Below are 26,904 nucleotides of genomic sequence, written 5' to 3' on the forward strand. Positions count from 1 at the left end.
TAGTAATTTTTTATTTTATAGAAATATAAATATTTATTATCTCATTTTCTTCTTGAAAAGGAATATGTTCTTCAAAATCATATTCAAAACTTCTATTTAATTTATCTTCAAAATTTTCTCTAAAGTTTTCCCAAAATTTACTAATTTCTACTTTAGGATTACCTTTAAGTGTAAATTTTGCATATTTTCCTTTTGGAATAACTACCATACTTAAATGATATTCAGAACTTGTTCCATTTCCAACTTCATATCCTATTAAAGTACTGTATTCAAAAATTCCATCATTTTTATAATTGAAATAAACCGAATATGTTGCTAAGCTTACCCATTCTCTAATATTTTGTGTTTCTTCTACAAACTTTTCCCATAGTTTTTTTATTTTTTCAACTTCTGTTTCGTCTTTTCTTACTCTTTCCGAAACTCCTACTATTTGTTTTTCTTCCAATTCAACAATTTCATATACCATATTTTTATACCAAAATTCCTTTTTCTTTAAATAATCTCACAAGTTTATCATGTGTTTTTTGTCCTGAATTTACTAATGGCAATCTTACATCATCATTATTTAATCTTCCTAAAATTTTCATCGCTGTTTTTACTGTAACAGGATTTCCTTCTAAGAACATATTTCTACTTAAATCATACAAGTTTTTGTGTAATTCAAATGCTTTTTCATATTTTCTATTCAAGAATGAACTTATTAAATCACTCATTTCTTGAGGCATAATATTAGCAATTACTGAAACTACTCCTTTTGCTCCAATTGATAGCATTGGTAAAATCAAATGATCCTCACCAGATAAGATTTCGATTTTATCTCCACATAAATCTTGAATTTTTATCATTTGTTCCAAACTTCCTGTTGCTTCTTTTACCGCTACAATTTCTGGAATTTCAGCCAATCTCGCAATAGTTTCTGCCTCGATATTTGTTCCTGTTCTTCCTGGAACATTATAAAGCATTATTGGAAATTTTGAATCTTCTGCAATTTTTTTGTAATGCTCATAAAGTCCTCTTTGACTAGGTTTATTGTAATAAGGACACGTACTAAGTGCTGCATCTGCTCCCAATTCTTTCGCATATTTAGTAAGCTCTACTGCTCTATGCGTATTATTAGACCCTGCTCCTGCAATAACTTGTATTCTCCCTTTTACTTCTTCAACAACAATTTTAATAACTTTTTCATGTTCTGCAAATGTCAATGTAGGAGCTTCTCCAGTTGTACCACAAGGCACTATTCCAGCCGTACCATTTTCAATATGCCAATTCACTAATTCTCTTAATTTGTCTTCATCTAATTCACCAGTTGCTGTAAATGGTGTAATTAGTGCCACATAAGATCCTTCAAATTTCATTTTATCATCCCTTCATTTATTTATTAATTCATTAATTAATTTATCTTTTAAAAAGGTATTGTCCTTCAGCTACTTTTTCACTTGGTCCAGTCATAAACGCGTCATTTCTTTCTCCAGCATACTCAATTACCAAAATTCCTCCTGGAACTTTTACATTTACCTTTTCATCTGTAAATCCAAATTCTCTAGCTAGTACAGCCGAAGCAGTCGCCCCAGTTCCACAAGCCAATGTTCTTCCAGCTCCACGTTCCCAAGTTACAACTTCAATATATTTTCTATCAACTACTTTTACAAAATTAACATTTACTCTCTTTGGAAACAATTCTGTAAAATTCTCAATTTTTGAACCAATTTTATCAATATCAAAATCTTCAAAATCATTAACAAAAATTACTGAATGGTCAGTTCCCATAAAAATATACGAAATTTCAATTTCTTTACCATCAATAGTTATTTTTTCCTTCAAAAATCTATCTTTATCAGTGTTTATCAATTCTTTTATTTCAAATATCGGTTTTCCCATATTCACTTTTGCAACAAAATCATTGATATCTTCTCCCTGTTTTGTTTCAATTATCATATCTCCAGGCAATGTTTTTACAGTAAATGTGTCTTCCTCTTGAATACCATTATTTTTCAAGTAATGCGCAAAACATCTTATTCCATTTCCACACATAGGTGCTTGACTTCCATCAGCATTAAAGAAAAACATAAACGGCATAGTCGCCACATATTTCAAGATAATCATTCCATCTGCACCAATTCCGTAATGTCTGTCGCACACTTCCTTAGCCAATTCTGAATAATCTGGTATCCCTTTTTCTATTAAATCCTTTTCACTAAAAATAACAAAATCATTTCCTGTACCTTGATATTTTTCAAATTTTAACATTTTTCTTCCTCCCTCAACGATTTCTTAACTCTTATTATATCTCATTCCTTGTTATCTGTAAACACCCCTCTTTCATAAAATCTTAAATATCAAATTCTCTAGCAAATAATTCTGCAACTTTTTTACCCATAACTTCATCTACAACCAACGAAATGCTAATTTCTGAAGTCGAAATTTGGTGAAAACTTATATCATTTTCAGATAAGATTTTAAACATTTTTGCAGCTACACCAACATTACTAATTAATCCAATTCCTACAATTGAAACTTTTGTAACATATTGGTTTATTATAAATGATGTTTTTGAAAATTTAGCTTCTATTTCTTTACCAATTTTTTCAAGTGCTGCTATATCAGTTTTTGGACAAGTAAACGCAAAACTTCCGTGATGGCTAGTTACATCATTTTGACTTATCATATCAATATTTATTCCATTTGCTTCAGCTTTTTCAAAAATCTCATATACATTTTGTGCATTTGTAGGAATTTCTTCCACGTTTACCATTAATATATTTTCATTTATCGACACTCCAGTTATTACTTTTTCTTCCATTTCTTTAATCTCCTTTATTTTTTGAATTGAAGTTATAATCGTTCCATTTTTTTCACCAAGTGATTTTCCAACATAGATTTCTACTCCATATTTCCCACCAAGTTCAACAGCTCTAGGCTCCATTACTCCAGCCCCTAAATAAGCCAATTCCATCATTTCATCATAAGAAATATATGGCAATTTTTTCGCATTGCTATACACTCTCGGATCAATTGAATAAATTCCATCAACATCCGTATAAATCTCACATTTTCCTCCCAAAGCTGCCGCAAGTGCAACTGCAGAAGTATCAGAACCTCCACGCCCCAAAGTAGTTACATCTCCATCTTTATTAACTCCTTGGAATCCAGCTACAACAACAATCTTTCCTTCATTCAAGTGACCTTTTATAACATCACCATTTATATCATCTATTTTATTTTTCATATAATGCCCACTCGTTTTTATCCCCGCTTGAGCCCCTGTCAATGAAATCGCTTCATATCCCAATGTTTTCAACGCAATACTTAAAAGCGAAATTGTTTGTTGTTCTCCAGTCGACATCAATCTATCCATTTCCCTAGAATCTGGATTTTCAGTAATTTCATGAGCCAATTTAATTAACGCATCAGTTGTTTTCCCCATAGCCGAAACTACTACAACTACATCATTTCCTGAATCCTTTACGCTACCTAAATATTTAGCAATATTCATAATTTTTTCAGTTGTGGCAACCGAAGTTCCACCATATTTATGTACAATAATCACAATAAATGCACCTCTATCCTTTCAATCTGTCTTTTCTTTTTATCATTACAAATTTTCATTACAAAAAGAAACAAAATTATAATTCAAAAATTTCATCATTTCTCAATAAATCTTCATAAGATTCCCTTCTAACAGCAACTTTTGCTTTACCGTCTTTTACAAATACAACTCCTGGCGTAACCATTCTGTTGTAGTGGCTTGACATTGTATAACAATAAGCTCCTGTCGTACCAACTGCAACTATATCCCCAACTTTAGTCGATTTTGGCAATTTACCATTTTGAATAATAATATCTCCCGATTCACACAATTTCCCAGCTAATGTAACATCTCTTGTGTCAGTATCTTCCATTTTATTAACAACACCAGCCTCATATTCAGCTTGATAAAGTGCAGTTCTTATATTATCTGACATTCCTCCATCAATAAACACATAAGTTTTTCCACCAACAGTTTCTTTAATTCCACCAACTTCATATAAAGTCGTTCCAGCATTTCCGACAATACTTCTTCCTGGCTCAATACAAAGTTCTTTAAATCCAATTTGATATTTAATTTCCATTGCTTCAGTATAAGTTATAATTTCGCTAAGCACTTCTTCTATTGGTTTAGGATCATCTCCATTTTTGTAATAAACTCCAAATCCTCCACCCATATTTACTGTGTGAACTACAATTCCTAATTCTTTTTTCAATCTATCCAAATATTTGAAAATTTCATCTAACGCAAAAATAAAGAATGCAGATTGGAATATTTGCGAACCAATATGTGTATGGAACCCTTTAAATTCAATATATGGACTATCATTCAATCTTTTTACAATATCAATCAAATTTTCTTGGAAAAGTGAAATCCCAAATTTTGATGTAAGTCCTGAAGTTTTTATATAGTGATGCGTATGTGCCTCAATTCCTGGATCAATTCTCACTAAAACCGCTTGTTTCTTACCTTTTTCCTTACAAACTTTTTCAATTTTAGCAATTTCATCTTCATTATCTACAACAATCGTATCAATCCCATATTCAACAGCCATTTCAATCTCATTCACCAATTTATTATTTCCATGCAAATGCACTCTTTTCATCGGAAATCCTGCTTTATGTGCCGTATACAATTCTCCACCAGAAACCACATCTAAATCCAATCCTTTAGATTCAACCAATTTAATCATCCCAGTTGTCAAAAACGCTTTCCCTGCATAAGCTATTCTTGTTTTAAATCTTGATGATTGAAAAGCCTCTTTCATTTTATCAATAGTCGTTTCAATCAATTCCTGATCCATTACATAAAGTGGCGTTTTAAACTCTTTTGCCAACTCTATCGTATCAACTCCTCCTATTGATAAATTCCCTTTTTCATTAATTTTTGCCGTTCCAAATAATTTCATACTTTCACAAATTTTCCTTTCCTAAAAATTTCTTCTTTAAATAAAAAATGCTGACAACGAACATCAGCATATAAAATTATATAATCTAAAATCAAAATCACATTTATATATCTGACAGCTCACCATTACACATTATAATGACAGTCCTATAGATATTCTCCATAGACCCAGTAGCAAAGTTCGTCACTCTTTGTACTTCGGCGATTTCCCCTTTCAAGTTATTTCATCGAATTGACTTTCTCCATAAATCTACTCTTAAAAACCGCACCTCTATCTTATAACATTATACTAAATTTTTCTTTATTTGTAAACACTTCAAAAGAATTTTTTTCTCAATAAACAAAAAATAGCCCTCATAAATTTAGGCTATCTTTTGTTTTATGTAATATGACAAATAATTTAAGACCATAATTGTAGAATCACAACATTTTGAAACTTAATTCAAAATGTCATGATTATTTTTTAATTAGTAAATCGCTCTAAATCCGATTCCACCTCTGATGTTGCTTCCTTTAGTGTCGTATCCTGCGTTTACAGTTACTCCGAATCTAGTGTTATCTACACCTAAGTTAAAGTCGAATTTACCGTTTCCTCTTCTATCTTCTTTTTCTCCTCTGATTCCGAACCAGTCAGCATCTGTAAATCTTACTCTTGCTTTATTATTTACATCTCCTACTTTTCCTAATTCGTTTTCATAAGCTGCTGACAATCCAACAGACAATTGTGATTTAACTGCTACTGGTTGAACGTATTTAAATTCTACTCCAACTTCTGGTTTGATAGAATAATAATCGTTTCCATCAACTTCTAATCTGATTTCTCCGCTATCTTCTTTAATACTGTTAAATCTTCCGTATTCCATTTTCAATGCTCCGTATGGTCTCAAATGAGTTCTTTCAGACATTCTAATATCGTATCCTAAATCTGTTTTGAACGCAGCACCATAAGAAGTGTAATCTCCTTTAGCGTTGAAGATATCATCAACTACTAAGAATTTACGTTTCATTTCATTTTTACCTAAGAATACATCTCCAGCAATTGTCCATCTCAATGAACCATTGTGATCCATGTAAGGCGACATTGTTTTAAAGATTCCTGCTTTTACCATAGTTTGATTTTCTCTAGATTTTCCAATATCTTTGAATTTAAAGTTATTATTTACTGCTCCAGCATACCATCCAGAAGAATTTCCTAACTTAACTGTTTCATTTTCATGAACATAAGCTACTCCGTAAGCATTACTTGTATAATCAATGATACCAGCTGTATCTGTGTTGTATTCATTTCTCATACCAAATACTTTAATCTTATTATTATCTTTAGAAGGATTTCTCCATTGATCGTGCAAGTATCTAAATTCTTTATCAAGTAGGCTTCCAGTTTCATTGATTCTTTGTTGAACATTTCCGTATTGGTGTCCCATCATTTCATCTGTTGCTTGATAGAATAATGTTTCTTCGTTGTTTCCAATACTATTCAATTTACTAAATACTTGTCTTTCTCTCGTACTTAATGCTTCTACACCATATCTTTGTTCTAATCCATCTAAGAAATTATATGTATCTGTACTGTTTACAGGCGTATTTTCTTTTCCTGCCCAAGCAGTATAAGGTACTTTAACCATGTAAATGTTAGTCATTGTACCATCAGTTGGATTCAATGTTGGTGTTGCTAACCAGTTTAATCCTGCTGAATAAATATTCCAGTTTGAAACTCCACTAGATCTCATCGCATTATTATATGGATTTAAAATCTTAGGATCATTTACTAAAATAGATTTACTATTTGTCATTTCAGTAGCTTCTGTACCAATAATTAAATCTGCTTCACTTGTTAAGTTTCCTAATCCATTAATAGAATTTGTATAATCTACTCCTGAAGTATTAACGTACAATCCAATACTTGAAGCTGATACATTTATTGGGTTTTTAGCAAATGTATTTACTGTTACTGGATTTTGTTTAACACCATTTATTGTAACTGTAGCACTTGTAGCTCCTGCTGGTGCATTGATTATTGCTCCTCCTACACCTTTTCCTGTTGCTGGTGTTGTAAATGTATACACTGTATCATCAGGATCACTACTTCCATTTACTGTAATATTACCGTAGTTAGCAATAGTTCCTCCTTTTAAGTATACACCAACTGCATTAGAACCATCAATTGTAATTGAACCAGTATTATTCAATGTTGAACCTTGTCCTAAGTAAACTCCCACTACATTAGAGTATGATCCAGAACCAGTTGAAATTGAACCTGTATTTATTGCAGTTGCTCCGTTATCAGCGTAAATTCCTGTTGTATTATTTCCATTTAATACTATGTTACTAGCATTTGTTGCTGTACTTCCTGCTCCACTTGCAAACATACCGATTCCATAATTACCATTTACATTAATTGTTCCATTATTAGTTACATGTCCAGTGTCTGTAGTTCCATAACCTGCGGCCATACCTATACTGTATGAATTTGCAGCTGGATTAGATCCTCCTACTGTAATTACTCCACCGTTGTTTGTTGCATTACCTCCTCCAACTGAGTAAATACCTACATTTCCTGTTCCATTTCCAAAGTTCATATCACCTGTATTTATAACATTTCCTGCTGAGTAAATACCGTAATTTCCTCCACCTGATGCATTTAATGTTGTAGAGTTGTTTACTGTTCCTCCAGTATCACTCGAATAAATATAAATATTGTTTGTTCCTAATCCTACATTTCCTACTGTTGAGTTAATTGTATTACCAGTTCCAGCATTTGCTATTGCAACTGATGTATCTCCTAAATTGAATGCAGTTCCACTGTTAGTAATTGTTTGTCCACTTCCTACTGTATACACACCTACTGCTTCAGATGCTCCTGTTGTAATTGTTCCTCCTGTAAGGTTTACATTTCCTCCTTGAGAATATACACCTACACCTGTATCTCCTACTGTAATTGTTCCTCCAGATACATCAGAAGCATATCCAAACATACCAATACCATTATTACCTACTGTAATTGTTCCTAGGTTAGATGTAACGTAGTTTGTTGCTGTATTTTCTCCATACAATCCAACACTCGAATTTCCTAAAATAATAGTTCCTGTATTACCTAAAACTGTTCCTGTTGGAATAGTACTAGCTGGTTTATACAATACACCTACTGAAGAAGTTCCAGCACTTGTGATTGTTCCTGCATTTGTTACACCTTGAGTTGTTGAACCTTCAGAATACATACCTGTTGAACTATTTCCCATTGTAATTGTTCCTGTATTTGTAAGGATACTATCTTCTGTTCCATAAAGACCAGTTGATGAATCTCCTATCGTAATTGTTCCTGTTGAATTATTATTGATAACTCCAAATTTAGCATACATACCTGTTGAATTTGTACCACTTAAATTAATTACACCATTATTATTTAATGTAACAGCTGCTCTGTTTGTTAATAAGTTCTCCTGTGCAATTGCAGTTTGTCCTGCTTGTGTACCTGTTATAGTATTGCTATTATTATTATCAATTGACGAATTAGATAATTCAAGTTGGTTATATGCATCATTAGTATTATCTAAATTAATTGACTGATTTAATCTAAGTAAACTGTTATACAACATAAATGTCTTGTAGTCACTTCCATTAATAGTAGCTCCTAAAGCACTTGACAATGCACTACCTACTGTATCAGATAAATTCATACTTACATCTGAAGCTATGAATAGTCTTGAACCTGAAGCCATATTAAGTGTTAGGTTATTTAAAGTTGTTGTTGCTCCATTTCCAAATTTATTTTTTGCCCATGTAGATATATCTGAAGCTGTAAATGAACTATATCCAGTTCCTTTATATAGGAATGCTGTTCCTCTTGTTGCGGGAGTATTTGAACCACCTGATATATTTGCAGTTAATGAAGAATTTACATTTATCTTTCCGCCATCATTATAAAACAGCAATGCACTTGCTCCAGTATTTGCAGTTCCTGTTCCATTTAAATTAATTGTTCCGTTTGTATCAACAGCATAGTTTACTGCTCCATCAGCAGTGTCTGTATTATTTTGTAAAACTGTAGCTGTTCCATTTTTTGCATATATTCCAACTGAATTTTTCCCTGTTACATTAGCTGTGACTGTTCCACTTCCAGTAGCTGTAAATGTACCGCCGGAAGCTATAATACCAGCTGCTCCTCTTCCGTTTGAAGAAGTATTTCCAGTTACACTAATTGTCCCTGTATTATTAACTGTTCCTCCAGTTGCAATTGCTCCTGTTGAACCATCAGCAGTCACAGTAATTGTCCCTTTATTATTAGCAGTTCCAGTTCCTGCTGACATAATTCCAATATTTTCTCCTGCTGTTATTGTAACATTACCTGTCGTATCATCATTTTCAACTGTTCCTGTTGAAGTATAAAGTCCTATATTTTCTTTCCCTGTACTTGAAATATTTATATCTTTTTTATTTATTAATACAGCTGTGTTTCCTGATCTTAATCCTATATTACTGTCCCCGGCAGTTATATTAATTTCACCATCATTATTTAGTGGTCTTGCTATTTCAGAATATATCCCGAAAGAGTTTTTCCCTGAGATATTAATTTTTCCTGTATTTTCAATCCCACCTGTCATATCTTTCTGTACAGCTATCCCACCTGAATTTTCACCAGTTATATTAATAGCCCCCACGTTTTTAGCAGAAGACCCGGCACCAATATTCGTAGAAGCTGTTCCAATTCCAATACCATAACTGTTTTTACCATTCATAGTTATGGTTCCACCGGCACTGTTTAAAGCGTGACCGACCCATCCCGTAGTTATTTCTAGGCCATATCCTGTTGAATCATCACCATTCATAATAACTGTTCCATCATTTCTTAATGTATAAGAACCTGTTGAAGACCCTTCATCTGTAAAGATAAGAGCTACTTGTTTATTACCGTTCCCATTTATATTTCCTGCGTTTATCCCTAAAACTGGCGTATTATTTTGGTGTGTCTGTACTTCTATTCCACCAGTTTTTTCTGCTATAAGATTGATTGTTCCATTATTTGTAAACGTAAGACCGCTATTAGTTCCACTATTATAGATTGGATCTAATGTTACGGCTCTCATTCTTTCACTGTTTATGTTCATTACTGAATTTGCTGAAGCATTAAAGTTTCCTTCCCTTACTGTATATTCCGCTACACCATATGCATTTCCGGTGCTGAAAGCAGGGGTAGTTGGTAATAAATCGTAATTCCCGTTTATATTCGTTTCCTTCCGTAACATGGTATAGGAACCACCATTACTATATGAAGACAATGTTACAGTTGTCACATTTATATTTGCCGGATTTGGCGAAGGTGTTTCTATTGTTGGTGGTACAAAATTAATAGCTTCAGGTAAATTAGGCTGTGTTGCATTAAGTGGAGTGACAACCGGTGTATTAAATATTCTTGGATTAATTCCGGCATTTACTTCAAATCCTACAATTGGCTCTTTTACCGCTTTAGTACTAGCAATACCATACCCTTTCATTCCTTGTCTATTATTAGATGAAGCAGATTTTACATTAGTCGTTTTTGACAATAAACTGTAATTTTTGCTGTCTGTTGATACATTTCTTTCATAAGGATCTGAACTTCTTTCAAGAATACCTTCATAAGGATATTTTTCAGCCTTATCTCCTCTACCTTTATAAGAACCTTTCCAATCATTTAAGATTGTGTTAGCTCCATATTGCCAAGAACTCCAAGGCGATTTAACTACATGATCTCCTTGTTCCATTAATTGGATCAATTCTAAGTTGTAGTTTTTCATTAATTTGTCGTTTTCTGATTTTACTCTTTTGAATTGTTGTCGCATATCTCCAATCGACGTTGTTATTTCTTGTCTTTGATTTTGAATAGCTTTATCTGTTGGCGCTGTTGTTACATCAGCAAAACCAACTATTCCACATAACAAAAATACAAACAATGCTTGTTCTGTATATTTAAAGTCTTTACATCTTTTAGCAAAGGCTTTTAAATCTTTTGCTAATTTTCTTAGGCTATTTGTCATAATCTTTCACCTCATTTATCAAATTTTCATTTTTATTAAGCTTTTTTAATTTTTCTTATTATTTTTCCCTATAAAACGATAAATTAAACAAAAAGTTAAGAAGAAAAGTTATATTTTTTATTATTTAACCTAATATTTCATAGAAATCCATAATAATTGCATTTTAATGATTAATTCATTTTAGTATTTTACAACATTTCCATAATTATTCCAATGAATTAATATAATTTAATTTAGCTTTATCTTAGTGTAACATAAAAAAAAAAAAAATCAATTAATTTTTGACGTTTTTTTACCAACTTTTATACTGAACCTCTCACGACTGAAGTCGCGAGGTTCTTAAGTACTATTTAGTTTCTTTTGAATATCTAATATTCAAATACTAGCTAATTTCCTTAAGACTTTAATGGACAAGCTCTCCGTTGAGAACATTTACATCCTGTTGGCTCGGTTCAAAACCAGTTTTTATTTTAAAATCCCATACACTTTAATGTTTTTACATTTCCTTTTTTTATTCTTTCAATTTCTTCATTATGCAATTTAACAAAATTTTTAAATTCTTTTTGAGCTTTTTCTATATTTACCTCTTCTAAATTTTCTTTTACATTCTTTATTAAAAATGCAGAATACAAATCTCTTTGTATTTTATTTCCTAATATTTCTATCCATCTTTTTGATAGACTTTTCTTTTCATATTCATTTGTACTATGATTTAATTGACTAGCTTTTACTTTAAAAGTATCAATTTTTATTATATTTTTTCCAATATATTCTAATTTTCTATTTATTATTTCAATTAATAATGCAGGTGCTCTATTTGATAAAGATTTTCCAAATCTCTTTTTCTTTTTAAATTTTCCAGTCTTTTCAGATATTTCAGTTTTCTTACTTCTTCTCTGTAAAGCTTTAAAACTCATATTTTCAACTTTTACTATTGTTCCAATTTCTAGTATACTATTCGCTAAAATATTATGAGATTGCTCCCTTTTCTCTGCGATTTTTTTCTGTAAATTTGAAAGTTTTAACTTTGTTTTTAGATATGATTTGCTCTTTTTCCATTTTTCTTTATTTTCTATATTAATAGTACCATCAGCATTGTATTTATTAGGATTGTTTGCTCTTCTCTGTCTATCTAGTTTTCTTTGTAGTCTTATTTTTTCTTTTTCATTTATTTCTATATTTTCAGCTAAAATCTTTAATTCTACTTTATTATCACTAACGATTGCTATTGTTGAAGTTCCTATATCAATTCCAATTTCATTTTCTCCACCAACTTTATGTTTTTTAGGAGGTGTCCCCTCAAAAGTTATTTGAACGTAGTATTTATTTTTTCCATTTACAACTCTCTTAAGTAATCTACAATACAATAACTTATCTAAAAAACAACTTTGTGCATATTTATCATTATTTTTTATTATTACAGGAATCTTTAAGCCTAACCAAGATATGCAACAATCTTCTTTAAAAAATCTAAGTCCCGTAATATTACCTTTTTCTCTAACAGAATAGAAATTTTCATAACTTTTAAAATATACTTTTTTAGCTTTACCATACTTAAATTTTTCATAAGTTGCAAAAGCTCTTTCAGCTAATTCTTGTCCCATTTGAGAACCTATATTCTTTTTAAATTTTTGTGTCATAGGTTTCACATACTTATTTAATTCAAATTTAGATATTAAATATTTTTTATCTAATTCTTTATATCTTTTAGATTGCTCTTTTTTATCTAAATTACTGATTTCTTTATATTCAGAAGAATTTATCATTTTTCTATGTCTTTTAAGAATTTCACTAAGGCAAGAATTATATATCATTCTGGCTATGTTTAGTCTCTTTTCTAAAATATGTTCTTGCCATAGTTCAGTTTTTAAAGCTAATGTCAATACATAATTCGCCATAGTTCCTCCTTCTCATCTTTCTTTTTGAGTTTGGATATATCTTTTTATTTGTTCTTCAGTATTTTCTGAAACAGTTGCAACAAAATAACTAGGGTTCCATAAGTGTCCATTCCATAACTTATTTTTTATCTCGGGATGTTTTAAAAAAAGGTTTCTTGCAGAAATTCCTTTGAATATTTTCAAAATATTAGGTATGAAATGTTGAGGACTACACTCAATTAATATATGAATATGGTCTAAATCTGTTTCCATTTCTATTATTTTTATATTATTTTCATTAGAAATTTCAATTAATAATTCTTTTAAAGTTTTTTCAATATCATCAATTAATACTTTCCTTCTATATTTTACACACCACACTATATGATATTGAATTGAATATACATATCCTCTTCCAAAATTAATATTTGACATTATTTATCACCATTTTTATTATACCTTATGTATTTAACTATTTCAAATTTTTTGTAAACAAAAAATACGCCATTCATCTCACGACTAAAGTCGCGAGTGTTTTGGCATAATTCATAAAAATATTGAAGAAAAGAAAAAGTTTCAAATTTATAAAAAAATATGTTAAAATTATCAAATAGAGTTTATATTCATTGTAAAAATAAATAATAGATAATCAAAATATTATCAGAAAGGAAAAATTATGTTATTCAAAAAACAATCAACGGAAGAACGCCGTAACATGATTTTAAATGGAAATATCCTAAGGACGCTTTTATTTTTATCAGTTCCTACGCTTATGGTCGGGATTATTCAAGCTCTTATTCCTTTGTCAGATGGACTTTTTCTGAATAATTTAGGAGGAGTGCTTGTTGCTAGTTCGGTTTCATTTAGTCAGCCGATTTTAAATATTATGATTGCATTGTCGCAAGGACTTGGTGTTGCTGCTATGGCTATGATTGGGAACCTTTATGGTCGTGGAATTATTCGTGCAGTAAAAGAAACGACACTTCAAATTTTTGTCTTTAGTTTTTTAGTTGGTTTAGGATTGATTCCTGTTTGTATTTTTCTAGCATTTTTCATAGCTAAATTTACGACACCTGAGATAAAACAGTACGTGTTTATCTATATTTCCCTTTACTCGTTAGTCATTCCATTCAATTTTCTTGCTTCAATTTATAATGCGGCAAAAAATTCTGTTGGACGACCAGAAGTGCCATTTATTAGGGTTTTCATTCTATTAATTTTAAAAATAATTTTCAATACAATTTTCTTGTATTTTTTAAGAATGGGAATTGTTGGAGCTGTTTTAGCAACACTTTGTTCATACATTGTCGTTACAATTTGGATGTATCACGATTTATTTATAAAAAAAGACGAAATGCGATTGGAATTAAAAAAATACAAATTTATAGCACCAATTGTAAAAAAACTGTTACGAATTGGATTTCCATCAATGATTAGCTACATGTTAATTTATTTAGGATTTTTCCTAATTAATAAAGAAGTTGAACATTATGGAGCTGTCGCATTAAATGCTCAAGGAATTGCCTCAAACATTAATTCTATTTGTTTCATTTTACCAGCTTCAATCGGAACAACCGTAACAAGCATGATTAGTATGAATTTAGGTATTGGAAACATTGAAAAATCAAAAAAAATATTTTATTGCGGAATTACTACAAGTATTGTCATCGCTTTATTTATTATTGCATCAACACTACCTTTTTCAAATGTTTTTACGCTTTCATTTACAAGAGAAAAAGCCGTTTTAGACATTGCTAACAGAGCATTGAATATTTACACATATTCCGTTATCGGATTTGGAATTTTCTGTGTCTGTCAAGGAGTTTTCATCGCTCTAGCCCGTACAAAAGTTCCAATGTTTATGTCAATTTTAAGAATTTGGTTTTTTAGATATTTATTTATCTTATTCACAAAATCAACTTTAGGACTTTATTCAGTTTTTTGGGGAAATTTATTTTCAAACCTTTTAGCTGGAACAGTTTTTTTCATATTAGTTCTAAACATTGACTGGAATAAAAATTATTCTTAATAAATCTAATAAAAAATGTACTTTTGAAATTTTCACAGTTAATTTCTCGAGTACATTTTATTTTATCATTTTACTTCAATTAATTTTCACAAATCCTTAATTCTCTACAAAAAAGCAGGAGCCAAAACTCCCACTACTTTATTTATAGTTTAATTTTTTTTCAGCTATTTCAGAATTTCTTAAAACTCTGTTTAAGTAATTTTCTAATTCTATAATTTCTTCATCTTTAAAATCTTTAAAAATCTCTGATACTAAACCTTCTACTATATTCTGAATCTTACCACAACCAAGCCTTATTTTATTTAAACTCAATTGTTTTAAAGATTGTCGTTCACATAAGTTCGTTACTTCTCATGCAGTTCTCTCAATATTCTTATTCCTTAATTTGTTAAAGAAACAAAAATATCTTGAACTTCTTAATATTTCTATTAAGCACAGACTATATCTTATCCTACGGCTTTACCCGTTTAGGTCTACCCACTTCCACCAACTTTGGTGTACTTCCCTCAAGAGGAATAGTCGTTGAACTTTACTTTTCAGTCTTAGCTGCTGATCTTCCATTACTCTAGCACTTAGGATTTAACCTTATGCCATCTAGTTTGTTTTTTCTGCTTTCGCCACATTCACACCTACATCTCAAAATATTTTTAAGATATTATGTTGTAGTCAAACTAGCTTTAGGATTTTCCAGCAATTCGAGTAGTATTGGATGGCTCTCATATCCATCTCTACGCATATATTTCTATATACGCTGACTAAATTTTTTTAATCAAATTTCTTTTTCAATCTCTTAGACTTTCTTGTCAAACTTACAATCGTCTTTCTTCTATCATTCTCATCTACTTCTTTCATAATCAAACCAGCATCTTCCATCCGATTCAGCATTGTTGTTAACGTATTTAATGCCAATCCTGATTTTTGAGAAATTTCTTTATTACTGATACTTCCTTCTTCCCAAAGAACTTCTAAAATCCTACTTTGCTCAGCATTGTAGTCCTTCACATTTTCTTTAATCAAAGCCTTATTCAAAAGTCTTCCATGTACTTGTTTTATTTTATTTATATATAAATTACAACGATGTCTCATATACTAATACTTTTCGATTTATAATTAAAACAAATTAAAAGACAAATGTGTTTTCTTGATTTGAGTAGAGAATAAAATGTATATTTGCTATTAAATCTTAACTTGTTTTTATGTGACTTTCTAAATCGAATCTTTCTCCTTTCACGTAATCTTCATTGATTAAAATTTTGTTTTTTCATTGTTTTTTTACTTGAAATAACATTATTAACTAATGTTTACTCAACAAAAACAAAGCAAAAGTGTGTAAACTAAATAAGAAACGAACCTCCTTTAGAATTGTTGGCTCATTTCTTATTTTTCTTTAGCTTATTTCTTAATCCTTTTACTATTCAACTGTTACTGATTTTGCTAAGTTTCTTGGTTTATCAACATCATTACCTTTTAATTTTGATAAGTAATATGCTAATAATTGGTGAATAATAATTGATAAAAATCCTGTATACTCATCTTCAACAGCAGGTATATAAAACACTTCATCGGCTACTTCTTCCACTATTGTATTACCTTCTTTAGCTATTGCAATTACATAAGCTCCTCTTGCAGCTACTTCTTTTATATTTGAAACTGATTTATCAAATAAGTCTGATTGAGTAACATTAATTACTACTGGTACTCCCTCATCAATTAATGCAATCGTTCCGTGTTTCAATTCTCCTGATGCAAAGGCTTCTGAGTGAATATAAGAAATTTCTTTAGATTTTAAAGCCCCTTCTACTGCTATCATATAATCTAAACCTCTTCCTAAATAGAAGATACTATGTTGATCCAATATTTTAGCTGCAGCTTTTTCAACATTTTCTGAATGTTCCAATACTTTTTCAACATGTTCTTTTAAATCATACAATGAATTAATATCATGCTCATATTCTTCTCTTGTTATTTTATTAAATTTGTAAGCCATATCGATTGCTAATAAGTATAAAATCATCATTTGAGTACTGTATGCTTTAGTTGAAGCAACGGCTATTTCAGGTCCTGCCCATGTATAAATTACATGATCAGCTTCCCTAGCTATTGACGATCCAACAACATTTGTTATAGCTACGATTTTCGCACCATGTCTCTTACCTTCTTTCATAGCTTCCAACGTATCCAATGTTTCACCTGATTGACTTAAAACAATAATCAATGTTTTGTCATCAATCACTGGATTTCTATATCTAAACTCAGATGCTACTTCTACATCTACTTTTATTCTAGTTTTTTTCTCAATAATATATTTTCCAACTAATCCAGCATGATAAGCAGTTCCACAAGCTACAATATAAATGCTTCTAACGCCTTCTAAGTATTCTTTTGTCAATCCTGCATCATCAAAATTAATATTTTTATTTTCGTCTACTCTACTATTTAAAGTTTCCATTAAAACTTTTGGTTGTTCGTAAATTTCTTTTTCCATGAAATATTCGTAACCACCTTTTGAAGCTGCTTCCATATCCCATTCAACATGTGTAACATCTCTAGAAACTTCATTTCCTTCTGTATCCATTATTTTTACTGAATCTTTTTTAATTTCAACAATTTCATTATTTTCAATCAAATAAACATCTCTCGTATATTTTAATATAGCTGGAATATCAGAAGCAATAAAATTTTCACCTTTTCCTAAACCTACGATTAATGGACTTTCTTTTCTAGCCGCTATAATTCTATCTGGCTCTGAAATAGACATCATTCCTAAAGCATAAGCTCCTTTAATAATTTTCAATGATTTTTTTACTGCTTCTAACAAGTCTCCTTCGTATAAGCTATCCAACAAGTGAGCTACAACTTCTGTATCTGTTTCTGAAATAAATTCATACCCTTTAGCTTGTAAATCTTTTTTCAATTCCAAATAATTTTCAATAATTCCATTATGCACAACAACTAAAGTTTTATCTTTATTAAAATGTGGATGCGAATTTACATCAGATGGTTTTCCGTGAGTTGCCCATCTTGTATGTCCTATTCCACTATGACCTTTTAAAGGATGCTCTTTTAAAGCATCTTCCAAATTTTGTAATCTTCCTACTTTTTTTACAATTTCAAAACGATCTTTCCCTGTATTTACAGCTATTCCCGCTGAATCATATCCTCTATACTCTAATTTTTCCAATCCATCAATTACAAAATCTTGTGCATTTTGTGAACCGATATATCCTACTATTCCGCACATATTCTCTCCTTTTCAAATATTAATTTTTATCTGAAAAACAATCACTATAATACTTTTGTGCTATAATTTCTTAATAGTTTTGTATATTATTAAGGTTGTGATAACCTAAAGAGCATCCGCCGAATTTTCGATAACTCTTTTTCCTCGTCATCTTTATTTAATATAATTTTTATATTTAAAATTAAGATCTGGCGCTTTTTAATTTTTATTTTTTATTTTTCAGACTTTTCACTTTATATTATACAATAAAAATTAAATATGGTCAAGTTTTATGAAAAAAACAATCTTTATCATAAAAACATGACCATATTTCAAATAATTTAATTTACTTTTTTATTTTTGTTTATTTTTCTTCAGCATATTTTTTTGTTAATTCTTCTACTTTGTAATCTTCTGCAATTTTGTTGATTAAATTATTTCTTTCATTGATTGCTTTATTGTTAATTAATCCATTTCCAATTTGTTGGTAAGCATCGTTAGGTGTAATATTTCCTAATTTACCTTTTTCATTTTCATAAATTTCAACGATTTCTTCTTGAGTTACTGTTACAGTTTTTCTAATTTGTAAATCTAAATAGAAATTGATGTAAACATTGTTTTCGATAGTTTCGATATCTTCTTTATTTTTTTCCAAGAAGTCTCCTTTATTCATTTCTTCTGAAATAACTTTACTAATGATAATAGTTTTGATTACTTCTGAATTTCCTTTTGAGAAAATAATTTCTTTTTTTGTGATTTCTACTGAATTAGCCATTTCATCTACTAATCTTGAAATTTCATCTCCTTCTAAAACTGCAACTTGTTGATTTAATAAATCTCTTTGGATTCTTTCTCTTGCTTGAGAAAAAGGAATATTTTGTGCATCAAAACTAGCTTTGTTTTCTGTATAAATTTTTGTAATATCATTTTCATTGATTGAAATTTTATCTTCGATAGATTTAGCAATGAAATATTTACATTTTTCATTTGTGAAGAAATAATCAAATTCTTCTTTTTCTTCATCAGTGAATTTATATTTTTTTGCTTCTTCTAAGATTGCTTTATTAACTAATAAATTTCTAATTTCGTCTTCGTTTAATCCTTCTCTTTCTTTTTTTGTTAAAGTTAATTCTTTAACTGCTTCTTTCACTTCTTTTTCATTTTTTTTAGACATTATATTATTCTCCTTATTTTCTTTATTTAATTAATTATCTCGTCTATTTTACAATATTTTTCGAAAAATTTCAATAGATTTTTATTAAATTTTGTTTTATTTTTTCTTTTACTTAATTTATTATTAGCTTCTAAGTCAATATTTATATATCTTTTAGGCTATATTAATTTTTTTTACAATTCTAACAATATTTTCTTCAATTCATTCATTTTATCTCTTAACTTAATCGCTTCCTCAAAATTAAGTTCTTCTGCCAATTTTTGAATCTTTTTATTAAGTGATTTAATTTCTTTTTCAATTTCAAATTGACTTCTATATTCTTTTTTAGCCTTATTAATTTTATCTTCTTGTTCAATTTCGTAATCTACAAGCGATTCTTCTATTTGTCTTTCAACAGTTTTTGGATTTATATTATGCTCTTTATTGTATTTTTCTTGGATTTCACGCCGTCTGTTAACCTCATCAATTGCTTCTTGCATCGAACCTGTCATTCTATCAGCATACAAAATAACCTGTCCGTGTGCATTTCTTGCAGCTCTACCCATCGTTTGAATCAATGATCTTCTAGAACGTAAATATCCTTCTTTATCGGCTTCTAAAATTGCTACAAGCGAAACTTCAGGAATATCAAGGCCCTCTCTCAAAAGGTTTATCCCAACCAAAACATTGAATACTCCTTTTCTCAAATCCCTTATAATTTCCGTTCTTTCAAGCGTATCAATATCCGAGTGCATATATTTTACCTTTATCCCAAATTCCAAATAATAATCTGTTAACTCTTCAGCCATTTTCTTCGTTAATGTCGTTACAAGGACCCGTTCTCTTCGATTTGTTCTCTCTTTTATTTCATCCATCAAATCATCAATCTGATTTTTAGTTTCCCTAATTTCAATATCTGGCTCCACAATTCCAGTCGGTCTAACCAATTGCTCAACAATTTCTCCATTAGAATGTTCCAATTCATAATCACTTGGAGTTGCAGAAACATAAACTACTTGTGGTATTTTCCCAAAAAACTCTTCAAATTTCAATGGTCTGTTATCGTACGCACTTGGTAGCCTAAATCCGTTGTCAATCAATGATTGCTTTCTTGCTCTATCCCCTTTGTACATCCCATTTATTTGTGGCACAGAAATATGCGATTCATCAAGAAATACAACCAAATCATCAGGAAAATAATCAATCAACGTATCTGGTGCCTCTCCTTCAGATTTCCCAGTCAAATATCTAGAATAATTCTCAATTCCCTTACAATAACCAATTTCATTAATCATTTCCAAATCGTATTCTGTTCGCTGTTTTATTCTTTGCGCTTCCAACAATTGTCCATTTTTTTGAAAAAAATGAACTCTTTCTTCCATTTCTTTTTTTATTTGAGAAAATATTTTTTCAGTATCTTCAGTCGATAAATAGTGTGTCGCCGGCATTATTGTTACTCTTTTTATTGTCTTAATTTTTTGTCCTGTAAGCGTATTTATCTCAGAAATACTTTCTAAATCATCTCCAAAAAACTCAAATCTATATCCTGTATCCAAATACGATGGATGCAAATCAATAATATCACCTTTCACTCTAAATTTCCCACGCTCAAAAGCTATATCATTTCTCTCATATCTCAATAAAATCAATTTTTTTATCAGCTCATTCCTATCAATACCATTTGTTTCAACATCAATTGGTATTGATTTTTCCTTATACGCTTCTGGCGATCCCAATCCCTGAACCTCCCACGACTAAAGTCGCAGGGTTCTAAAATCTTTAAAAACATTTAAAAATTTTCTAAGAAGTTTGATAGCTTTACACTACCCTTATTCTTTTAGGTGTGTTCAGCTCACCTCTATTGTATAGGACACTTAAGTCCACAACTTTACTTTTTCTTAGAATATTTAATGCTCCATTACAATCTGCATTTATGAGTTTACCTGCGCTTGTTTGATATAGTCCTCTTTTTATTCTTTTTCCACTGAATATATATTCTTGCAGATTTTCCTTATCATATATTGGAATTTCATCTCCATCAAAGAAACTTGCTTTTGATGTATAACTCTCTTCTTGTAGTTTAAATTCTATTCCATATAGTTTACATAGATATATTAATTTATCTCTTAATTTTCCATATGGTATATTTACAAAGTTTTGATTATTTATACTTCCAATATTTGATTTTCTTTGAAAATCCTCGTTATATCCTAGAACTATTCTTCCTATATCATTATTAAGACAATAATTTACAATTATTCTTGCTGTTTTTGAAAGATAATCTTCTATACGATTATTTCTCTTTCTGGCTATTCTCTTTTGTCTTAATGTTGTTCGCTCAATCTTTTGCTTATCTTTTATACTTTGTAATTTTGCATTTATCTTATTATAGTATTGATTAATAGATTTTAATTTTCTACCATCTATTATGAATGAGGATCCAGTATTTGTAACACAAGTGCAAAGATTGTCTATACCTGAATCAATTCCTAGTACATTTTCTTTATTTAATTCCCTTTGAACTTCTTCTACCTCATAAGTATATTGAATTTCAAAGTACCTAGAATGTTGTTTTGGTATTATTCTAATTTCTTTTATCTTCTTGCCTTTTAATACTGGTGGTAGCTTAATTTTAACTTCCTGATGAGTTTTCTTAAACGAATTTGAATAAGGAACTATCATCATATCATCTTTTAATCTAACAAAACCTATAACAAGAGTTGTAAATCCATCTTTAGCAAGATATTTAGGTAATTTTATTTTCTTATTATCATATTGACCATTTTTAGCAAGTTTTAAAAGTCCAAAAAATGATTTGAAACTTCCGTCTACTTCTTTTAGAATTTGTTGAGCCATATTAGAATTTAACTTCTTATAGTTCTCACTATTTTTAAGCATTTTATAGTTTTCATTATAACTTAAATACTTTTTCTTATTAAAATAGTATTGTCTAATATTGTATATAGCTTCATTAGTTAAGTTCTTGGCTATATGAGATAAATATTTTAAATTTCTAAACTCTTTTTTACTAAGATGTTTTATTTGTTGTTTTAATGTTAAATACATATATAATCACCTCCTTTTCATCAGAGATATTATACCGTATATTCTACATTTTATCTATTAAAAAGTAATATTTTTTAAATATTTTTAAAGTTTTTAAAACCCCACAATAGTGGGAAGCGTCGTTCACATAAGTACGCTACTACTTACGCAGTTCTCTTATGAACTTCTTGTTATCTCTAACAAGCACAGACTATATCTTATCCATATCCTATTTCAAGGACTTAGGCGAAACCACTTCCAATACCAATCGCTTGTATTGTACTCCCCTCACGAGGGATAGTCGTTGAACTTTCCTTTTCAGGATTAGCTGCTGATTGTCTATTATCATAATGTTTAGGATTTAACCTTGCATTATCTAGTATATTTTTTCTGCTTTCGCCACCATCACACCTATACCATATTTTAACGAAGGTATTATGTTGTGGTTATACTAGCTTTAAGAGTTCCCAGCAGTTCAGTTTCTTTGTTGCACGGTTTTGCTCCGTGTCTACATACAAGTTTCCCTATATGCTTACTAAAATTTTCGTGCAATTCATCTCACGACTAAAAGTTGCGAGTGTTCTTGCACTATTTAATAAATAGCTGAAACTGACGCTACAATAATTACATCTCTTCTGTTTAAAAGTGCCGCCGTTGCCGCATGTCGCAGTTTATCAATTTCATCATTAATCGAAGAATCTTTTTCAATATATGTGTCAGTTTGCATAATGTAGGCTTCTGGCTGGTAATAATCATAATATGAAACGAAATATTCTACTGCATTTTCTGGAAAAAATTGTTTATATTCATTATACAACTGTGCAGCCAAAGTTTTGTTTGGAGCCATTATTAATGCTGGTCTATTTACTCTTTCGATAGCATTTGCAATAGTAAAAGTTTTTCCAGAACCTGTAACTCCTAACAAAATTTGATCCGAAATCCCATTTTCTAGATTTTCGACAATTTTTTCAATTGCTTCAGGTTGATCTCCAGTCGGTTTAAATTTTGAATGTATCTTAAAATCCATATTCATCATCTCTTTTCCTCTAAGATACTATTTCACCTTTTGAATGTAATCATAAGTATCTTGCATTTCTTTTTTTACAGCTGTATCATCAGAATCTTTCGATTTTTTAGCTAAATCTAATCCTTTAATTACCCATTTTTCAGCAGTTTCATAATCTCCCAATTCAATATACGTAGTAGCTAAATTGCTATATCCCCATAGATATCCTTTTTGTGCAGAAGTTTGATACCATTTTAATGCTTCTTTTTGATTTCCTTCATTATCTGCCATTAATCCTAAATGATTTTCAGAAAATCCATCTTTTTCAGTTTTTAGTGCTTTAAAATACCACTCTCTTGCATTTTTATAATCTTCCAAATTTTCATATGCCGCTGCTATCCAAGTATAATTTCTAGGATTATCTGCTACTTTTTCATACTCTTTATAATATTTTATTGCTTTTTCGTAATCTTTCAATTGAGAATAATTATCTGCCAAATTTGAAATTGCTGTCAAGTTCCCATTTTCAATAGCTTTTAAATACCATTTTTCTGCTTCCTTGTAATTATTTTCGTTAGCATACAAAACTCCTAATTTATTCAAGTAATCAGCATTATTAGGAAACTCTTTTACATATCTTGAAACTAAAGATATCGTTTTTTTATTGTCATTCTTATCATACGCTTCATCTATTTGTTTTTCCAAACTTATTTTTTCTTCTCTCGTCATAGCCGAAAAACCTTGTATTCCTAATCCTAAATTTGCCACTAATAATAATAAAATCAAATATTTTTTCATATTTTCCCCTTTCTGTTTTTATTCTTGAGAATCTTTTACATCTTTTATCATTTCTTTTATTTCTTCCATTTTTTCAGTATCTTTATCTTTTCTCGCTGTTTCGTAGGCTTTTTCCAACCATTTTAACGATTCTTTTTTATCATTTAGTTCATAATAAAGTGATCCCAAATTTGCTTGAGCTCCTGAATTTCCTTTATCTGAAGATTTTAAAAACCATTTTTGAGCTTCTTTTTGATTTCCTTCCTCCCAGTAAATCATCCCTAGAACATTTTCTGACGCCCCTATTTTATCATAAGTATATGACTGCAACAAATATTTTTTCGCTTCTTCATAATTTTCTGCCTGAAAATTAACAATTCCTAAAAAATTCCCTTTTCCTCGTCTGTAGATTTGTAAAATTCTTTATCGTCAACTTGTTTTAACCATTTTAACGTTTCATCATAATCATTCTCTGAAAAATAGATTATTCCGATTAATAATCTCACATCATATTTTTCACCATTTTCAGCAAAAAAAGGATATTTTTTCTGTAATTCTACAACTTCGTTAAATTCTTTTTCCGCTTCACTTTTTCTTCCCATTTCCTCATATGCAAAACCAAGTATCACTTTATAAATAATTTTTGAAGGGTCTTCAGCTATTTTCTTTTTTAATGTTGATATAGCTTTTTGAGGGTTCCCCTTATCAAACTCCTTTGTTACTTGCTCCAAAATTTTATCAGTTTCTTTTGAATCTAAAGACATTTTTTGTACTCCGAAAGTTAAGTTAGATAAAATCAATAAAAATATTAATATTTTTTTCATTCAAACACCATCCTCTTATATAATCTATTTTTTAGTTCTGAATACTTTTGGACTTCTTTTATAAACTGTTTCTTCCACTTTCAATTTCAAATTAACGACACATGCGATTACGAAAAAATAATCTGACAAACGATTTATGTATATCAAGCCAGTCTCATTTACAGCCTCACCTTCATCAATTAATGCCACCATTTTTCTCTCTAATCTCCTTGTTGCTGTCCTAACCATATGAAGAAAACTTGAAACTTTACTTCCTCCAGGAATTATGAAATGTTCCATTTTAGGTAAAATTGAAATATATTCATCCATTCTTTGCTCAAGATACTTAACGTCTTCTTCTTTCTGTTTATAAGGTCTCAATTCTCTTGGAGTCGCCAAATCACTTCCACAATCAAAAAGTTGTTGCTGAATTTCCTCACACTCTTTTCTAATATCGTCCAAAATCTCATTTTCTCTCATTTCTGCAACAACTACTGCAAGCAAAGAACAAACCTCATCTGCAGTCCCACAAGCCTCTATTCTTTTATGAGTTTTTTTTACTTTATCGCCACCATACAATTTTGTGAATCCTTTATCTCCATATTTTGTATATATTTTCCTGAACCTCCCACGACTAAAGTCGCAGGGTTCTAAAATCTTTAAAAATATTTAAAAATTTTCTAAGAAGTTTGATAGCTTTACACCACCCTTATTCTTTTAGGTGTGTTCAGTTCACCTCTATTGTATAGGATACTTAAATCCACAACTTTACTTTTTCTTAATATATTTAATGCTCCATTACAATCCGCATTTATGATTTTACCTGTGCTTGTTTGATATAGTCCTCTTTTTATTCTTTTCCCACTGAATATATATTCTTTTTGATTTTCTTTATCATATATTGGAATTTCATCTCCATCAAAGAAACTTGCTTTTGATGTATAACTCTCTTCTTGCAGTTTAAATTCTATTCCATATAGTTTACATAAATATATTAATTTATCTCTTAATTTTCCATATGGTATATTTACAAAGTTTTGATTATTTATACTTCCTATATTTGAATTTCTTTGAAAATCTTCATTATATCCTAAAACTAATTTTCCTATATCATTATTAAGACAATAATTTACAATTATTCTTGCTACTTTTGAAAGATAATCATTTATACAATTATTTCTCTTTCTAGTTATTCTCTTTTGTCTTAATGTTGTGCACTCAATCTTTTGCTTATCTTTTATACTTTGTAATTTTGCATTTATCTTATTATAGTATTGATTTATTGATTTTAATTTTCTACCATCTATTATGAATGAAGTTCCAGCATTTGTAACGCAAGTACAAAGATTATCTATACCTAAATCAATTCCTAGTGCATTTTCTTTATTTAATTCCCTTTGAACTTCTTCTACCTCGTAAATGTATTGAATTTCAAAGTACCTAGAATGTTGTTTTGGTATTATTCTAATCTCTTTTATTTTCTTACCTTTTAATACTGGTGGCAGCTTAATTTTAACTTCCTGATGAGTTTTCTTAAACGAATTTGAATAAGGAACTATCAGAATATCATCTTTTAATCTTACAAAACCTATAACAAGAGTTGTAAAACCATCTTTAGCAAGATATTTAGGTAATTTTATTTTTTTATTATCATATTGACCATTTTTAGCAAGTTTTAAAAGTCCAAAAAATGATTTGAAACTTCCGTCTACTTCTTTTAGAATTTGTTGAGCCATATTAGAATTTAACTTCTTATAGTTCTCACTGTTTTTAAGTATTTTATAGTTTTCATTATAACTTAAATACTTTTTCTTATTAAAATAATACTGTCTAATATTATATATTGCTTCATTAGTTAAGTTCTTGGCTATATGAGATAAATATTTTAAATTTCTAAACTCCTTTTTGCTAAGATGTTTTACCTGTTGTTTTAAAGTTAAATACATAGATATCACCTCCTTTTCATCAGAGATATTATACCATGTATTCTACATTTATCTGTCAAAAAAGTAATATTTTTTATTTATTTTTAAATATTTTTAAAGTT

20 protein-coding genes, 1 pseudogene and 1 riboswitch are annotated in these 26,904 nt (G+C 29.8%); of the genes and pseudogenes, 1 reads left to right on the forward strand and 20 read right to left on the reverse strand.

The window, feature by feature from the left end; all coding sequences use genetic code 11:
* Positions 1-10 precede the first annotated feature (10 nt).
* From J4863_RS06695 to tnpA, 8 genes are all read right to left on the reverse strand, one after another.
* Complete coding sequence (locus J4863_RS06695) at positions 11-466, reverse strand: GyrI-like domain-containing protein (protein ID WP_211618017.1); 456 nt, start codon at positions 464-466, stop codon at positions 11-13.
* A 4-nt stretch (positions 467-470) separates the two neighbouring features.
* Entirely contained in the window at positions 471-1,355 is an 885-nt protein-coding gene (gene dapA, locus J4863_RS06700; RefSeq protein ID WP_211618018.1) for a 4-hydroxy-tetrahydrodipicolinate synthase, read from the reverse strand.
* A gap of 40 nt (positions 1,356-1,395) precedes the next feature.
* Positions 1,396-2,247, reverse strand: coding sequence for a diaminopimelate epimerase (dapF, locus tag J4863_RS06705; RefSeq protein WP_211618019.1), 852 nt, complete (start codon positions 2,245-2,247; stop codon positions 1,396-1,398).
* Positions 2,248-2,329: 82 nt separating this feature from the next.
* Positions 2,330-3,547 carry an aspartate kinase gene (locus tag J4863_RS06710; protein ID WP_211618020.1) on the reverse strand — a complete coding sequence of 406 codons (1,218 nt, stop codon included), beginning with the start codon at positions 3,545-3,547 and terminating at the stop codon, positions 2,330-2,332.
* A gap of 76 nt (positions 3,548-3,623) precedes the next feature.
* Positions 3,624-4,934, reverse strand: a complete 1,311-nt coding sequence (lysA, locus tag J4863_RS06715) for a diaminopimelate decarboxylase (RefSeq protein WP_211618021.1) — start codon at positions 4,932-4,934, stop codon at positions 3,624-3,626.
* A gap of 107 nt (positions 4,935-5,041) precedes the next feature.
* A riboswitch (Lysine riboswitch) is annotated at positions 5,042-5,215 on the reverse strand.
* A 185-nt stretch (positions 5,216-5,400) separates the two neighbouring features.
* The gene (locus tag J4863_RS06720) at positions 5,401-10,947 is read right to left on the reverse strand and encodes an autotransporter-associated N-terminal domain-containing protein (RefSeq protein ID WP_211618022.1); all 5,547 of its coding nucleotides are present in this window, start codon (positions 10,945-10,947) and stop codon (positions 5,401-5,403) included.
* Positions 10,948-11,417: 470 nt separating this feature from the next.
* A complete protein-coding gene (locus J4863_RS06725) occupies positions 11,418-12,845 on the reverse strand; it encodes an RNA-guided endonuclease TnpB family protein (protein ID WP_211618023.1) in 1,428 nt (475 codons plus the stop codon).
* Positions 12,846-12,857: 12 nt separating this feature from the next.
* Entirely contained in the window at positions 12,858-13,259 is a 402-nt protein-coding gene (gene tnpA / locus J4863_RS06730; RefSeq protein ID WP_211618024.1) for an IS200/IS605 family transposase, read from the reverse strand.
* 241 nt (positions 13,260-13,500) lie between these two features.
* On the opposite strand from tnpA, the gene J4863_RS06735 reads away from it, so the two are divergent.
* Positions 13,501-14,853 carry an MATE family efflux transporter gene (locus J4863_RS06735; RefSeq protein ID WP_211618025.1) on the forward strand — a complete coding sequence of 451 codons (1,353 nt, stop codon included), beginning with the start codon at positions 13,501-13,503 and terminating at the stop codon, positions 14,851-14,853.
* Between the two features lie 138 nt (positions 14,854-14,991).
* Here J4863_RS06735 and J4863_RS06740 read toward each other — a convergent pair whose 3' ends face one another.
* The 12 genes and pseudogenes from J4863_RS06740 to J4863_RS06790 form a co-directional block, all read right to left on the reverse strand.
* On the reverse strand, positions 14,992-15,165 hold the full coding sequence (locus J4863_RS06740; protein ID WP_211618026.1) for a hypothetical protein: 174 nt from the start codon (positions 15,163-15,165) through the stop codon (positions 14,992-14,994).
* Positions 15,166-15,618: 453 nt separating this feature from the next.
* Positions 15,619-15,882: a MarR family transcriptional regulator gene (locus tag J4863_RS06745; protein WP_211618027.1), complete on the reverse strand. Its 264-nt coding sequence runs from the start codon at positions 15,880-15,882 to the stop codon at positions 15,619-15,621.
* 382 nt (positions 15,883-16,264) lie between these two features.
* Complete coding sequence (gene glmS / locus J4863_RS06750) at positions 16,265-18,094, reverse strand: glutamine--fructose-6-phosphate transaminase (isomerizing) (RefSeq protein ID WP_211618028.1); 1,830 nt, start codon at positions 18,092-18,094, stop codon at positions 16,265-16,267.
* 343 nt (positions 18,095-18,437) lie between these two features.
* Complete coding sequence (locus tag J4863_RS06755) at positions 18,438-19,247, reverse strand: viral A-type inclusion protein (protein ID WP_211618029.1); 810 nt, start codon at positions 19,245-19,247, stop codon at positions 18,438-18,440.
* Positions 19,248-19,420: 173 nt separating this feature from the next.
* Positions 19,421-20,962, reverse strand: coding sequence for an excinuclease ABC subunit UvrB (uvrB, locus tag J4863_RS06760; protein ID WP_249111492.1), 1,542 nt, complete (start codon positions 20,960-20,962; stop codon positions 19,421-19,423).
* A gap of 82 nt (positions 20,963-21,044) precedes the next feature.
* Positions 21,045-22,292 (reverse strand): RNA-guided endonuclease TnpB family protein, encoded by a 1,248-nt coding sequence (locus J4863_RS06765; RefSeq protein ID WP_211618030.1) that lies wholly within the window; start codon positions 22,290-22,292, stop codon positions 21,045-21,047.
* 574 nt (positions 22,293-22,866) lie between these two features.
* Positions 22,867-23,307, reverse strand: a pseudogene (locus J4863_RS06770) (DEAD/DEAH box helicase family protein); the annotation flags it as partial.
* A gap of 18 nt (positions 23,308-23,325) precedes the next feature.
* Positions 23,326-24,075: a lipopolysaccharide assembly protein LapB gene (locus J4863_RS06775; protein WP_211618031.1), complete on the reverse strand. Its 750-nt coding sequence runs from the start codon at positions 24,073-24,075 to the stop codon at positions 23,326-23,328.
* A gap of 18 nt (positions 24,076-24,093) precedes the next feature.
* Entirely contained in the window at positions 24,094-24,333 is a 240-nt protein-coding gene (locus J4863_RS09445) for a tetratricopeptide repeat protein (RefSeq protein ID WP_249111493.1), read from the reverse strand.
* 101 nt (positions 24,334-24,434) lie between these two features.
* The gene (locus J4863_RS09450; protein WP_249111494.1) at positions 24,435-24,878 is read right to left on the reverse strand and encodes a hypothetical protein; all 444 of its coding nucleotides are present in this window, start codon (positions 24,876-24,878) and stop codon (positions 24,435-24,437) included.
* A gap of 24 nt (positions 24,879-24,902) precedes the next feature.
* Positions 24,903-25,526 carry a cob(I)yrinic acid a,c-diamide adenosyltransferase gene (locus tag J4863_RS06785; protein WP_371815589.1) on the reverse strand — a complete coding sequence of 208 codons (624 nt, stop codon included), beginning with the start codon at positions 25,524-25,526 and terminating at the stop codon, positions 24,903-24,905.
* 29 nt (positions 25,527-25,555) lie between these two features.
* Positions 25,556-26,803, reverse strand: coding sequence for an RNA-guided endonuclease TnpB family protein (locus J4863_RS06790; RefSeq protein ID WP_211618032.1), 1,248 nt, complete (start codon positions 26,801-26,803; stop codon positions 25,556-25,558).
* Positions 26,804-26,904: the final 101 nt, after the last annotated feature.

The sequence above is a fragment of the Leptotrichia sp. oral taxon 221 genome, assembly GCF_018128245.1.
Lineage (GTDB): Bacteria > Fusobacteriota > Fusobacteriia > Fusobacteriales > Leptotrichiaceae > JABCPH02.

What these genes read in the sequence shown, in the direction of transcription:
- J4863_RS06725 (WP_211618023.1), bottom strand. Translation starts at nt 12,845, where the DNA reads ATGGCGAATTATGTATTGACATTAGCTTTAAAAACTGAACTATGGCAA.
- J4863_RS09450 (WP_249111494.1), bottom strand. Translation starts at nt 24,878, where the DNA reads ATGAAAAAAATATTAATATTTTTATTGATTTTATCTAACTTAACTTTC.
- lysA (WP_211618021.1), bottom strand. Translation starts at nt 4,934, where the DNA reads ATGAAATTATTTGGAACGGCAAAAATTAATGAAAAAGGGAATTTATCA.
- J4863_RS09445 (WP_249111493.1), bottom strand. Translation starts at nt 24,333, where the DNA reads ATGATTTACTGGGAGGAAGGAAATCAAAAAGAAGCTCAAAAATGGTTT.
- J4863_RS06790 (WP_211618032.1), bottom strand. Translation starts at nt 26,803, where the DNA reads ATGTATTTAACTTTAAAACAACAGGTAAAACATCTTAGCAAAAAGGAG.
- J4863_RS06720 (WP_211618022.1), bottom strand. Translation starts at nt 10,947, where the DNA reads ATGACAAATAGCCTAAGAAAATTAGCAAAAGATTTAAAAGCCTTTGCT.
- J4863_RS06735 (WP_211618025.1), top strand. Translation starts at nt 13,501, where the DNA reads ATGTTATTCAAAAAACAATCAACGGAAGAACGCCGTAACATGATTTTA.
- J4863_RS06695 (WP_211618017.1), bottom strand. Translation starts at nt 466, where the DNA reads ATGGTATATGAAATTGTTGAATTGGAAGAAAAACAAATAGTAGGAGTT.
- dapA (WP_211618018.1), bottom strand. Translation starts at nt 1,355, where the DNA reads ATGAAATTTGAAGGATCTTATGTGGCACTAATTACACCATTTACAGCA.
- J4863_RS06755 (WP_211618029.1), bottom strand. Translation starts at nt 19,247, where the DNA reads ATGTCTAAAAAAAATGAAAAAGAAGTGAAAGAAGCAGTTAAAGAATTA.
- J4863_RS06775 (WP_211618031.1), bottom strand. Translation starts at nt 24,075, where the DNA reads ATGAAAAAATATTTGATTTTATTATTATTAGTGGCAAATTTAGGATTA.
- dapF (WP_211618019.1), bottom strand. Translation starts at nt 2,247, where the DNA reads ATGTTAAAATTTGAAAAATATCAAGGTACAGGAAATGATTTTGTTATT.
- tnpA (WP_211618024.1), bottom strand. Translation starts at nt 13,259, where the DNA reads ATGTCAAATATTAATTTTGGAAGAGGATATGTATATTCAATTCAATAT.
- glmS (WP_211618028.1), bottom strand. Translation starts at nt 18,094, where the DNA reads ATGTGCGGAATAGTAGGATATATCGGTTCACAAAATGCACAAGATTTT.
- J4863_RS06765 (WP_211618030.1), bottom strand. Translation starts at nt 22,292, where the DNA reads ATGTATTTAACATTAAAACAACAAATAAAACATCTTAGTAAAAAAGAG.